The sequence below is a fragment of the Staphylococcus sp. HMSC071G07 genome (genome assembly GCF_001811435.1).
In the GTDB taxonomy this organism is placed as follows: Bacteria; Bacillota; Bacilli; order Staphylococcales; family Staphylococcaceae; genus Staphylococcus; species Staphylococcus pettenkoferi.
Genome location: NZ_KV804758.1, coordinates 1 through 12232 on the forward strand (window position 1 = coordinate 1; position 12232 = coordinate 12232).

Consider the following 12232-nt stretch of genomic DNA (forward strand, 5'->3'; position numbering starts at 1 on the left):
TAGCTATATTTTTTACTTTGCAACAGAACCTGTAATAAACACATTCAAAACAGTTGCTATTTTAATACTCGATAAACTGTAGATCTGCTTACCCCTGTTTGTTTCGCAATTTCTTCCCCAGTAAGTTTTTGTTCATCATATAAGAATTTAATTTCTCTTTTCTTATGATTTGGTAATGAAGGTCTTCCGCCTTTTCGTCCTCTTGCTCTTGCAGCTTCTAACCCTTTTTTCGTACGTTCACTTAATAAGTTAGCTTCAAGTTCCGCAAATGCACTCATCATGGTAAAGAACATTTTGCCCATTGCATCTTTGGTCGATACGTTCATATCTATAATATGTAAATCAATGCTGTTTTCATCGAACCATTGAGATAACTCAATTAATTGCTTCGTTGTACGTCCAAGACGATCTAGTTTATAGATAACTAGGATATCTCCTTCACGCAAATAATCTAAACACTTATCAAGTTCTGTTCTTTTGGTTTTACGACCACTTGCTTTCTCGCTAAAGATACGTTCACAACCATAGTCTTCAAGTGTATCAATCTGTCCATCAAGACTTTGATCTTGTGTTGATACACGTGCATAACCAATTTTAGCCATTTCAATACCACCTCTTTTAATCGTTTTATGGGCACTTATAAACGAAATCTAATTCTCGATGCAAATAAACGCGTCTCTCATCGTCTAAAAACTCATGATTTTTGATATTTATGATACATTGATTATAACACAAGTTTATAGACTTAAATATCCAAGAAAAACCTCTTAATATTAAGTTAAGAGGTTTTGTGTCAAAAACGAAGGTTTTTAGTAATTAATTATTATTATAGCTTTTTAAGATATAAGGGTTTGCTTTTTCAAAATCATTATTATCTTTTACAGTAATAGATAAATTTCCAATTCCATAATGACCAATATTAGTTACATCATGAGGGAAAACTTTTTCTAATTTCGCACAATCTAAATTAACTTTTATATAAAGAAGTATTTTATTTTGAGAAGGTAATACTTCTATACACGCGAAATTTTTAATTCTTTTAAATGTAATATAAAATTTTAACTCTTTAACTTGAACATCATCACTTAAAGCTAAAATATAATTATATATTTTATTATATAAATCATTAATTTGATGATTTTCTTTATTAATATTTTTGGAAATAATTGAGGTATCCTTATCAAAATAAGGGTTTGCTTTTTTATTTATAATTGTTTTTTCTTTATGTAAAGTTGGAGCACTTACTAAATCTAACATAAATAGGTTTTCTTCAAATTGTTTATATCTATATAATTCAATATTTTTATTTATTTGCTGTACGGCATGTGCATCATATTTTGTGAATCCACCTGCTATACATAATAATCTAGGTGTTTGCCAATCGATTTTGTCAATATAATTCGTATTTAACTTTTTCATTACAAGTAATTCAAATTCTGCTTTATGATCCATTAACCAATCTAAATAAAAAAGACCTTGATTAATTACATTTTCATTTGTTGCTCTTTTATATTCTAAAATAACAGGAGAATAATTCTCATCAATACTTAAGGTATCGATTCTTCCAGCATGTTTTTTACCTGTAGAATACTCGGATGCAAGGAACGAAATGCCTAATAGATTTTCAGAATTATTTTCTATTACGGTTTGAAGAGATTTTTCTATAGCCACGGATTCTCCATATAATTCATATGCTATTTCGTTATTCAGTTTAAATAATTTTACATCTCCCATGTATACTCCCCTTTATTTAATAAAACATATAGTTAACATAATAGGATTTCATCAGTATCAAACAAACATTTTCTGCAAAAAGCCCTTCTCACGTTCTTTCAATAAATCAATTTTTTATTCTTCTATAGAGTTTGGAATTTTTACTTCTAACTCTTCAAATTTCTTTTCACTTAATTCTTTTTGACCTGTCCCATCAGCTAAATACTCATTTTTTCTTAAAAAATCATTTTGAAGTAGATATTTTTTGTCAATATAGTTATTGATTTTATAACTCATAATAGCATTTGAATATATAAAACCATTCAATTCGCTAGGAACTATAGCAATACTACCATTAAAGAAGTTTTGTTTTCCTATATGTGGCACAACAATATATGCAGAACTAACAGAAAAAGATAAGCAGCAAATATCATTATATAAAACAGAGGATAAGCATTGTTATATGTGCTTATCCTCTGTTTTTGAATTTTATATTAACTTAATTATCATAAAATTGCTTGATCTTTTGACCTATTTCATCTCTTACACGTTGAAATTCTGACCAAGATTTACCTGCTGGGTCATCAAATCCCCAATGCTCTTTTTTTACATTAGGTGGGATGACTGGACAATTTTCATTAGCATCACTACAAAGTGTAACAACTAGGTCTGATTGTTTTAAAATTTTATTATCAATTAAATCAGAAGTATGGTTTGATATATCAATTCCAACTTCTTTCATAGCTTCTATTGCTTTTGGATTTACACCGTGTGCCTCAATACCTCCAGAATATACTTGCCATTCATCTCCTAAGATTTTTTTACCCCAGCCTTCAGCCATTTGGCTACGGCATGAATTACCTGTACATATAAAGTAAATTGTTTTTTTATCCATAAATAGTTTCCTCTTTTTTTAGAAAATAATAAGTGTTAGATATAACCCTAACAGTGTGATAAATAATACCGGAATCGTTATAATAATACCGATTTTAAAGTATTGTCCCCAAGAAATTTTAACACCTTTTTGAGTAAGCACATGTAACCAGAGAAGTGTTGCTAACGAACCAATTGGTGTTATTTTAGGTCCTAAATCAGATCCGATAACATTCGCATAAATCATGCCTTCCTTGAGTATACTTGTTGTTTGAGATTGACCAATCGCTATTGCATCTATTAAAACAGTTGGCATGTTGTTCATAATGGATGAAAGGAATGCAGCTATAAAGCCCATGCCCATGATACTACTAAATAAGCCGTAATTTGAAATATTTGTTAGTACATCACTAAGAAGCGTTGTGATGCCCACATTTTTTAGACCAAATACCACAAGATACATACCAATAGAGAATAAAACAATATTCCATGGCGCACCTTTAATTACTTGTTTCGTATGCACAGCCTTAGACTTACGTGCTAATAATACAAATATTAAAGCAATGATACCAGCAATAATTGATACTGGAATATTTATAAACTCACTTATTAAATAACCAACTAGCAATACAGTGAGTACAATCCATGAGATATTAAAAAGCTTTTTGTCCTTAATCGCTTCTTTTGGTTCTCTAATATTTACTGCATCAAATTTTCTTGGGATAGACTTTCTAAAATAAAGCCATAAGACAAGAATACTTGCGATTAAAGAGAATATATTAGGTATAATCATTTTACTGAAGTACTCAACAAATCCAATATCAAAGTAATCAGCAGAAACAATATTAACTAAATTACTAACAATTAATGGAAGAGACGTAGTATCTGCAATAAAACCACTAGCAATAATAAATGGGAATATCGCTTTTTTATCAAATCCTAAACTACGTACCATTGCTAAAACAATAGGCGTCAGTATTAAAGCCGCACCATCATTTGCGAAGAAGGCTGCTACAACTGAACCTAAGAGCATGATAAAGATAAACATTTTCAAGCCATTACCCTTTGATGCTCTTACCATATGTATGGCAGACCATTCAAAGAATCCAATTTCATCTAATATGAGTGAAATAAGAATAACTGCAACAAAAGTTAAAGTCGCATTCCAAACAATTCCAGTAACTTCTAGTACGTCTGAAAAGCTTACAACGCCAGTGATTATAGCAACTACAGCACCAATTAATGCAGTAATACCAATATCTAGACCTTTAGGTTGCCATATAACAAAAATTAACGTTAATACAAATATTGTGATTGCTAATATCGTCATCATTAACACTCACCTTTCTCTACTGTTTCACATATACATGGGACAGTACTGGAACTCAATAGAGTGAGTCGTGATGTAACGTTATCCAATACGTCATGATTCAATTTGTATAAAATTTTATTACCATCTTTTCTGGATGTAATTAAATTATTGTCTTTTAATACTTTCATATGATGACTTAATGTGGGTTGAGAAAAAGAAAAATGCTCTAATAAATCACAAGCGCATAATTCACCACAAGATAACAAGTCTAATATTTCAAGGCGGCTACTATCAGCAATCACTTTTAAGTATTGTGAAATTTTTTTATAATTCAATTTTTCTTCTTCCTTTCTACTTGAAACCTTTTATAACGTTGATAATTTTTATTACCACCTGACAAATTAAACACTTGTTTAAAACCTAAATTAATAAGTACGTTTTGTGCAGCATTCCCAGTAGTACCTTTATTACAATAAGTCACTATCTTTTGATTTTTATCTAATGTTTTTGCATAACTTCTCAATATTTTCAATGGGACGTTAATCGCTCCATCAACATGATTAACTTCAAATTGCTTTGGAGAACGTACATCTAAAATCAATAAGTCATTATTTTGTTTTATGACTTCTTCAGGCGTTATAATTTTGCGTCCTCGAGTAATATTGTGTCCAATCATCCCTGTATAAATAACAGGATCTTTAGTTGTAGAAAAAGGAGGCGCATATGCTAAATCTAAATGAAATAAATCTTCTGCATGGGCGCCAAACGTTATAGCAGTAGCTAGTACATCTATTCTCTTATCTACACCTTCATACCCAATAATTTGAGCACCCAGTAATTTAGAATTGTTTTTATCAAATATAGCTTTAATTACCATTTCTTGGCCTTGCATATATTCTGGACGATTCGGTTTCACATTGTGTAATACGTCAATATCAATATCTAAATCAATAGCTTCTTTTTCAGTTAAGCCTGTTTGGGCAATTGTCATATCAAATATACGAACAATGCCTGTTCCTAAAATGCCTTTATGTTCTAGATTTCCACCAGTTAATCGATCTCCTAAAATACGTCCCATTTTATTTGCTGTAGAACCTAGCGGTCTATATATAGGGTCACCAGTAATTAAATTATAACTTTCTGCTACATCACCAATTGCATATATGTGAGGAATATTTGTTTCAAAATACTTATTGGTTTGTATTGCTCCAGATTTTCCAATATTAATACCAATTTCTTTAGCTAATTTAGTATTTGGTGTGACACCAATCCCAATAATGATTAAATCTGTATCAATTAATTCGCCAGTTTTTAAGCTTACTCTATTTATTGTATGATTTTCATCATAATCAATAATATCTATTTCATTATAGGTATATACGTTAGCTTTATCTTCAATATATTCTTGAATCATAAAACTGATATCGTAGTCTAAATGAGGCATAAAAGTACTGCGTTGAATAATTGAAGTATTGTAGTTAGATAATTGTTCTAACATTTCTAGACCAATAAATCCACCACCAATGATTGTTATATTCTGAACATCATTGCTCTCAATATAATTATAAATTGCTTTCGCATCATTAATATTCTTAACTTTAAATACATTGTTATATTCTTCGCTATTTAATTGAGGAAGTTCCTTAGGCGATGAGCCTGTTGCTAATACTAATTCGTCATATTCTTGAATCATCTTTTCATCATTTACTAAATTGGTAACAGTTATTGTTTGATCAGTATCATTTATCTGATTCACTTCATATTTTGTATAAATATCTATATTAAAGCGCTCTTTAAACCATTTAGCATTTCTTGGCGTGAGTTCATCAATATCAGATACATTACCGCCTATATAGTAGGGGATACCACATACTGAATACGAAATATCACTATCTTTATCAAAAACGATAATTTCCACATCTTCACTATTTCTTCTTGCTTTAGCCGCGACACTTGTACCGGCAGCAACTGAACCGATGATTACAATTTTTTTCATTATGATAACCCGCCATAAGGTATGACAAAATAATTATCAAGACTTTCATTTTTAATCTTGTTTATCCAAAATGATTCATCTTCTTTTTTGTTACTAAAAAGGTCATCACGTTGATTTAGCGTAACTAACGATTGATTAACAACCCACCAATTATGGCCTATATTAGCTCTATTTAAATCTTTTACTAAACGTTTAGATTCTAAATAAGGTGTTTTTTCTGCTAGTGTTACGATTATCATCTGTGTTAAATTTTTATTTTGAATTTTAGGTAATAACGTTTCAACATTACTGGTAGTTTGAGTTGATTTTTTTTTTAATTCTCTATGATGATTTTCACTAGAATCAAGTAACAGCAAGGTATGGCCTGTAGGAGCTGTATCTACAATGACGTAATCCATGTCGTCTTGATTCTCCATAATGTCACTAAAGGCTTTGAAAAATGCTATTTCTTCTGTACAAGGTGATTTTAAATCTTCCATAATATAATCAATATCGTCTTGTGGTGTATCATCATTCACTGTGGCTAGTACTTCTTTTTTATACTTTTCTAATGCTTGTTCTTCATCAATATAAGCAGTATTTAAATTACTTGTAGTTTCAACATTAATTTCTTTAGTAGGGTCAGTAGTTGCTAAAAGAACACGATATCCTTTATTAGATAATACTGTAGCTAATTGCGTTGCTACTGTCGTTTTACCAACGCCACCTTTTCCCATTGTAAATAAATATTGAACTTTACTATTTTCAATTTCATCGATTAATTTATTGAATTGCGGATGATCTTCAACAATAAAGTCATCATTTTCAATTAAGTTATCATCATTTAATAGATTAGTTAAACTTTCTATACCTTCTTCTTTCTGCTTTTTATATGGAACGTAATAAGCATGATTGTTATTTAACCATTCAGTAAAATGATTAATGTTTTTATCTTGTTCTGATTTCATCTGACTCGAAATTAAACCGTGACTTTCTTCTATATAGTTGTTAATGATTACTTTGAATTTAGAAATTGACAGTTGTTGTAATTCTTGTTGCGCTCTTTGAATTTCATATATAGAAGAGTGAGTAGGTCTCGCAACTAACATCATGGTCGTATCATCTTGGTTACGTAGTTTTTCAAGTGCTGAATTATATTTAACTCTATTTTCATTTAAACCTGATAATTGACCTAAGCAAGAAGCATCATTACTCGTTGTATTTAAATAATCTGTCCATGCAGAAGGTAATTCAAGCATTCTTAAGGTGTGACCTGTTGGAGCTGTATCAAATATAATGAAATCAAATTCTTGTTCTAAAGTTTTATCGGCTAAAAAATTTGTAAATTCATTAAATGCTGCTACTTCAACTGTACATGAACCACTTAACTGTTCTTTCATCTCAGCAAGCACATCTTCTGGTAGAATACCCTCATAAGGTTCTATAGATTGTGCTTTATAATCGTCTGCAGCAGCAATCGGGTCAAAATTGGCTATAGAGAGATTAGGTATAGGTTGATATTTAGTTAATTTATTAGATAATTCCATTTGAAATACATCTTGTAAATTACTAGCTGGATCAGTACTTACTAAAGCTACTTTCTTTCCATTCTCTGCTAAGTTTAAAGCAATAAAACTTGATATCGTTGTTTTGCCTACGCCACCTTTACCAGTAAAAAACAAATATTTTGTTAACTCAATGTTATCTAGATTCAATTTATTTAAGTATTTAACAGCATCCATCTCCATCACAGCATCCTCCATTTCTCATTTGATTAACTGTAATAATTTCATCGGCTTCTTCTTGGGTAATATAAGCGCCCGTTTTAGCTATATTGCCTTCTATAAAAGTGATTGGTAAAACTTCATCACCTTTTTCTTGAATTAAACGAATAACTTCTTGATTTTTAATGAATTCATTCGGATTATTATTCATATTATAACGTTGAACTTCTATTTGATTTTGCTTTAAATATTCATTGATTTGATTCGCTTTTATTAGTGTTTCATCCGGTTCTGGACCACATACCCCAGTAGAACAGCACATAGCTTCTTCGTATATTTCAATATTTAACATTATACTCACCTCATTAATTAATTTGGATTATAGACTAACATCTATATAGATTAGTGTCTATGTTTTTGTTTGAGTTTTAAAAATTTTACTAAATTTAATTCTTAATAATACAATTTATGAAGAAATTATTTTAGTATTTTTGTGAGCAATATCTAAGTTTATGTAAAATTATAGGTTTTCTTCTTGCGATAATATAGATATTGATTTATATTTAATATATCAAAAAAAATTGATGTATTAAATGATATAAAACTACGTTGACAATAAGGAGGCATGCTTGATTGCGAGTAAACCATGCAAGTACTTTAACTGTTGGTTATTTTGTAAGTTATTTAAATCTTGTTATGCTATCAAGAGAAATCAATTTAAAAGAAGCTACAATATATATGGAAAAGGAGTTCTTTAAAGGGAACATTAATCAGTATGGCGAATCAACAAAAAATAACTATAAACAAGCAATTCAAGAATTGAAATAAAGATAATATAAACTCAATGAAATATTATAAAAAGGATGGTCTTTTATGGAAGTTATTAAAGCAAAGACTGATATGAGTGAAGATCAACAATTTGACTTTTATGAAAATATGTTTAATGCACTTGCCGATAAAATCAGATTAAAAATACTAAATCAAATTAGCCAAAGCTTCAATAAATCATTATGTGTATGTGATTTAGAAGAGTTATTAGATATAAAACAATCTAAACTTTCTTATCATTTAAAAAAATTAGTAGATGCAAATGTTCTTATTGCTGAAAAGCATGGCACATGGAATTATTACAAAATTAATGAACAACAAATACAGGTAGTTTTAAATGAAGATACTTGTTGTAAGATATTATGAGTATCTTCTTTTAATACAAAACAGATCTATTTTTTTGATTAATTAATCAAAAAAAGTTGATTAAAGAAATTCGGAGGCGTTATACTGATGTTAGATTCAATTATAGAATTCATAAAAACATTTTTAATGCTGTTTTTTGAATTATTAATACTGTTCATAATCGTAAGTTTTATTGTAAGTCTAATCCAACAAGTAATTTCGGAAGATAAAATCAAAAGCATGTTAAGTAAGCCTAACCAAGGAAACAATTATTTTTTTGGGATGATATTTGGTGCGATTACTCCCTTTTGTTCTTGTTCAACTATTCCAATACTTGCAGGTCTATTAAATTCTAAAGTACCTTTTGGTCCAGCGATGAGTTTCTTAATTGCTTCACCATTAATGAATCCATTAATGGTGTTTATGTTATGGGCCTTATTAGGTTGGAAAGTTGCAATAGTTTATTTTATTGTACTAGCAATCTTTAGTATCTTAACAGGTTTTGTATTTTCAAAAATGAATTTAGCTGAAACTTATAAAGGTGTAAATGTTAAAGGCGATGGATTTTTCGCTAATAAAAATGGATCTCGTTTTAAACAAGCATTAAATGATGCTTGGGCATTTTTATATCCAATGCTTCCTTACCTATTTATTGGTGTATTTATTGGAGCGTTCATATATGGATTTGTACCCGAAACATTTATTACAAAATACGCAAGTGGAGATGGCGTTATATCCGTATTCATTGGATCTGTTATAGGCATTCCAATGTATATCAGACCTGAAACAATGTTACCTATAGCTGAGGCATTAGTATCAAAAGGGATGTCTTTAGGAACAGTAGTTGCGTTGATAATAGGTGGTGCTGGTGCAAGTATTCCAGAAGTAGTATTATTATCTAAATTATTCAAGAAAAAATTTGTAGTCTCATTCGTTATTGCAATTTTAGTTGTGGCTATTGCAACTGGTCTAATTGTTAACTTAATCATTTAAGGAGGTGAAGTAAATGGGTATCAAAGACACATTAAAAAAATTAAAACCTCAAGAACAGTCATGTTGTTCAGTTAAAATTGAAGAGAAAACAGACAAAAAAGACGAAAATAATGAGAAAAAAGAAAATGGTAATAAAAATTGTTGCTAAAATTAAAAAAGTTCTGCTTGATTTTACATTTATTAACATAATCGATGATTATCAGAAGTTTTCACCTAAAAAAGATATATTAAAGTTTTATAAATCTTTAACGCATCTTTTAGAGTTTTTTAGTTGCTTTTAAACCTATTCTTTTATGGAATAAGTCAGATTAAAAATGAGTATTTTTATTATAAGTTGAATTGTATTACACTACTACTTAGTCACAAAAAGGGAAGAGGAATTATTTATGAATACTAAAGAGTCAAAAACAGTTGTCATTATTGGTGCTGGGGTATTAAGGTACTACTTTTGGTTCTATGCTTAAAGAAATAGAACCTAATTGGAATATTAAACTATATGAACGTTTAGATCGTCCAGGGATTGAAAGTTCTAATGAACGTCATAATGCCGGAACTGGCCATGCTGCTTTATGTGAACTGAACTATACAGTAAGAAAGCCTGATGGTTCAATTGATATTGAAAAAGCAAAAGAAATTAATGAGCAATTTGAAATTTCAAAACAATTTTGGAGCCACTTAGTTAAAAATAAAAGTATTTCTAACCCTAAAGAATTTATTCAGCCTTTACCTCATATTAGTTTTGTAAGAGGTAAAAATAATGTTCAATTTTTGAAAGATCGCTATTATGCGATGAAAGATTTTCCGATGTTTGACAATATTGAATATACGGAAGATATTGAGGAAATGAGAAAATGGATTCCTTTAATGATGAAAGGGCATAATTCGAGTGACATTATGGCTGCTAGTAAAATTAATGAAGGTACAGATGTTAATTTTGGTGAGCTTACTCGAAAAATGGCTAAAAATATTGAACAACATCCGAATGCTAATGTGCAATATAATCATGAAGTCATAGATTTTAATCATCGAAAAGATGGTAAATGGGAAGTTAAAGTACGTCAACGCAATAGTGGTGATGTGCAAACAGAACTTGCTGATTATGTATTTATTGGTGCTGGTGGTGGAGCCATTCCATTATTACAAAAAACAGGTATTCCAGAAAGCAAAAATTTGGGTGGTTTCCCAATTACAGGTCAATTCTTAATTTGTACTAACCCTGATACCATAGCCAAGCATGACGCTAAGGTATATGGTAAAGAGCCTAAAGGTACACCACCTATGACTGTACCTCACTTGGATACACGTTATATTGATGGTGAACGTACCTTATTATTTGGCCCATTTGCTAGTGTAGGCCCTAAATTCTTAAAAAATGGTTCGAATTTAGATTTATTTAAATCGATTAAGCCATATAATATTACAACACTTTTATCTTCTGCAGTTAAAAACCTTCCTTTAATTAAATATTCGTTTGATCAAATATTAATGACTAAAGAAGGGTGTATGAATCATTTACGTACGTTTTATCCAGAAGCACGTGATGAAGATTGGCAGTTATATACTGCTGGTAAACGTGTACAAGTCATCAAAGATACACCTGAACATGGAAAAGGTTATATTCAATTTGGAACGGAAGTAGTTAATTCTAAAGATCACTCAATTATTGCTTTACTAGGAGAATCACCTTGGGGCTTCAACTTCAGTTTCTGTAGCTTTAGAAGTACTTGAAAAAAACTTCTCAGAATATGAATCAAAATGGACACCAAAAATCAAAAAAATGATACCATCTTATGGCCAATCATTAGTTAATGATATTGGATTAATGAGAACTATTCGAAAACAAACATCTAAAGATTTAGAATTAAATTATTATGAAAACAAATAGAGTAAAGGAATGACAAATTTGAAAAAATTATTTGTAGCAATAGCTATTTGTACTATTGGTTATAGTGTACTTAAACGTTATCAAAAACATGTAAATAAAATACCAAATATTGAATACTAAATTTATATATAATATCCAAGAGCATGATATTAATAACATCTTTTTATATTAAAAAAAAGGATGGACAAATCAAAAATACCAGATTCTATTTAATATAGAGTCCGGTATTTTTTGTCATTGTTAATGATGTGATATATTAAAATAGTGTAAATTAAGTTTACAAATCATTCTAGAAATGTTACAAATTTATATGGTTACATCATTTTCATTTGTATAAAGGAGTGTACATTTATGTCAGGTATTGTTGAATCATTACATAATGCAGTAAATTCAGGTTTACATGTCAAACAAGACTGGGTAGACATGGGCTTTGGCATTGCTAATACAATTGCTAAAATCGTTGACCAAGTACTTAAATTTGTTTAATAAATTAAAATTTAATTTTAAAACAGGGTATTACTTTAAAGTAGTACCCTGTTTTTTGTTTGTATAAAGGGTTCTGTTGCAAAGTTGAATTTATAGTA

The 12232-nt window shown here is 29.6% G+C and carries 15 protein-coding genes and 1 pseudogene; 7 read left to right on the forward strand and 9 right to left on the reverse strand.

Annotated elements, in window-relative coordinates; genetic code table 11:
- Positions 1-56: 56 nt before the first annotated feature.
- The 9 genes from HMPREF2802_RS03115 to arsD all read right to left on the reverse strand — a co-directional run bounded on the left by HMPREF2802_RS03115 (position 57) and on the right by arsD (position 7949).
- Positions 57-602, reverse strand: coding sequence for a recombinase family protein (locus HMPREF2802_RS03115; protein WP_046466213.1), 546 nt, complete (start codon positions 600-602; stop codon positions 57-59).
- A gap of 214 nt (positions 603-816) precedes the next feature.
- Positions 817-1734 carry a DUF5655 domain-containing protein gene (locus tag HMPREF2802_RS03120; RefSeq protein ID WP_070502724.1) on the reverse strand — a complete coding sequence of 306 codons (918 nt, stop codon included), beginning with the start codon at positions 1732-1734 and terminating at the stop codon, positions 817-819.
- 114 nt (positions 1735-1848) lie between these two features.
- Positions 1849-2100, reverse strand: coding sequence for a restriction endonuclease subunit S domain-containing protein (locus HMPREF2802_RS12220; protein WP_002441908.1), 252 nt, complete (start codon positions 2098-2100; stop codon positions 1849-1851).
- Between the two features lie 112 nt (positions 2101-2212).
- Positions 2213-2608 (reverse strand): arsenate reductase (thioredoxin), encoded by a 396-nt coding sequence (gene arsC / locus HMPREF2802_RS03130; protein ID WP_002441910.1) that lies wholly within the window; start codon positions 2606-2608, stop codon positions 2213-2215.
- Between the two features lie 18 nt (positions 2609-2626).
- Positions 2627-3919, reverse strand: coding sequence for an arsenite efflux transporter membrane subunit ArsB (gene arsB / locus HMPREF2802_RS03135; RefSeq protein WP_037550792.1), 1293 nt, complete (start codon positions 3917-3919; stop codon positions 2627-2629).
- A complete protein-coding gene (locus HMPREF2802_RS03140; RefSeq protein WP_070502725.1) occupies positions 3919-4233 on the reverse strand; it encodes an ArsR/SmtB family transcription factor in 315 nt (104 codons plus the stop codon). Before HMPREF2802_RS03140 ends, arsB begins: the two co-directional genes overlap by 1 nt.
- Entirely contained in the window at positions 4230-5894 is a 1665-nt protein-coding gene (locus HMPREF2802_RS03145; protein ID WP_037550790.1) for an FAD-dependent oxidoreductase, read from the reverse strand. The genes HMPREF2802_RS03140 and HMPREF2802_RS03145 overlap by 4 nt, the downstream gene beginning before the upstream one ends.
- Positions 5894-7621 carry an arsenical pump-driving ATPase gene (gene arsA / locus HMPREF2802_RS03150; RefSeq protein WP_070502726.1) on the reverse strand — a complete coding sequence of 576 codons (1728 nt, stop codon included), beginning with the start codon at positions 7619-7621 and terminating at the stop codon, positions 5894-5896. Before arsA ends, HMPREF2802_RS03145 begins: the two co-directional genes overlap by 1 nt.
- Positions 7602-7949: an arsenite efflux transporter metallochaperone ArsD gene (arsD, locus tag HMPREF2802_RS03155; protein ID WP_070502727.1), complete on the reverse strand. Its 348-nt coding sequence runs from the start codon at positions 7947-7949 to the stop codon at positions 7602-7604. Before arsD ends, arsA begins: the two co-directional genes overlap by 20 nt.
- A gap of 281 nt (positions 7950-8230) precedes the next feature.
- On the opposite strand from arsD, the gene HMPREF2802_RS03160 reads away from it, so the two are divergent.
- From HMPREF2802_RS03160 to HMPREF2802_RS03185, 7 genes and pseudogenes are all read left to right on the forward strand, one after another.
- Complete coding sequence (locus HMPREF2802_RS03160; RefSeq protein ID WP_002441924.1) at positions 8231-8425, forward strand: hypothetical protein; 195 nt, start codon at positions 8231-8233, stop codon at positions 8423-8425.
- Positions 8426-8470: 45 nt separating this feature from the next.
- Positions 8471-8791 carry an ArsR/SmtB family transcription factor gene (locus tag HMPREF2802_RS03165; RefSeq protein ID WP_002449352.1) on the forward strand — a complete coding sequence of 107 codons (321 nt, stop codon included), beginning with the start codon at positions 8471-8473 and terminating at the stop codon, positions 8789-8791.
- An 87-nt stretch (positions 8792-8878) separates the two neighbouring features.
- Positions 8879-9763: a permease gene (locus tag HMPREF2802_RS03170; protein WP_070502728.1), complete on the forward strand. Its 885-nt coding sequence runs from the start codon at positions 8879-8881 to the stop codon at positions 9761-9763.
- 13 nt (positions 9764-9776) lie between these two features.
- Positions 9777-9911 carry a hypothetical protein gene (locus HMPREF2802_RS03175; RefSeq protein WP_002441931.1) on the forward strand — a complete coding sequence of 45 codons (135 nt, stop codon included), beginning with the start codon at positions 9777-9779 and terminating at the stop codon, positions 9909-9911.
- A 238-nt stretch (positions 9912-10149) separates the two neighbouring features.
- Positions 10150-11648, forward strand: a pseudogene (gene lqo, locus HMPREF2802_RS03180) (L-lactate dehydrogenase (quinone)).
- Positions 11649-11657: 9 nt separating this feature from the next.
- Positions 11658-11768, forward strand: a complete 111-nt coding sequence (locus HMPREF2802_RS12300) for an SE2200 family small protein (RefSeq protein WP_080550853.1) — start codon at positions 11658-11660, stop codon at positions 11766-11768.
- A 231-nt stretch (positions 11769-11999) separates the two neighbouring features.
- Positions 12000-12134, forward strand: a complete 135-nt coding sequence (locus tag HMPREF2802_RS03185) for a beta-class phenol-soluble modulin (protein ID WP_002436888.1) — start codon at positions 12000-12002, stop codon at positions 12132-12134.
- Positions 12135-12232 lie beyond the last annotated feature (98 nt).

Excerpts from the sequence above, each read along its gene's own strand:
- HMPREF2802_RS03115 (WP_046466213.1), bottom strand. The coding sequence starts at position 602 with ATGGCTAAAATTGGTTATGCACGTGTATCAACACAAGATCAAAGTCTT.
- HMPREF2802_RS03120 (WP_070502724.1), bottom strand. The coding sequence starts at position 1,734 with ATGGGAGATGTAAAATTATTTAAACTGAATAACGAAATAGCATATGAA.
- arsC (WP_002441910.1), bottom strand. The coding sequence starts at position 2,608 with ATGGATAAAAAAACAATTTACTTTATATGTACAGGTAATTCATGCCGT.
- arsB (WP_037550792.1), bottom strand. The coding sequence starts at position 3,919 with ATGATGACGATATTAGCAATCACAATATTTGTATTAACGTTAATTTTT.
- HMPREF2802_RS03145 (WP_037550790.1), bottom strand. The coding sequence starts at position 5,894 with ATGAAAAAAATTGTAATCATCGGTTCAGTTGCTGCCGGTACAAGTGTC.
- arsA (WP_070502726.1), bottom strand. The coding sequence starts at position 7,621 with ATGGAGATGGATGCTGTTAAATACTTAAATAAATTGAATCTAGATAAC.
- arsD (WP_070502727.1), bottom strand. The coding sequence starts at position 7,949 with ATGTTAAATATTGAAATATACGAAGAAGCTATGTGCTGTTCTACTGGG.
- HMPREF2802_RS03165 (WP_002449352.1), top strand. The coding sequence starts at position 8,471 with ATGGAAGTTATTAAAGCAAAGACTGATATGAGTGAAGATCAACAATTT.
- HMPREF2802_RS03170 (WP_070502728.1), top strand. The coding sequence starts at position 8,879 with ATGTTAGATTCAATTATAGAATTCATAAAAACATTTTTAATGCTGTTT.
- HMPREF2802_RS03175 (WP_002441931.1), top strand. The coding sequence starts at position 9,777 with ATGGGTATCAAAGACACATTAAAAAAATTAAAACCTCAAGAACAGTCA.
- HMPREF2802_RS12300 (WP_080550853.1), top strand. The coding sequence starts at position 11,658 with ATGACAAATTTGAAAAAATTATTTGTAGCAATAGCTATTTGTACTATT.
- HMPREF2802_RS03185 (WP_002436888.1), top strand. The coding sequence starts at position 12,000 with ATGTCAGGTATTGTTGAATCATTACATAATGCAGTAAATTCAGGTTTA.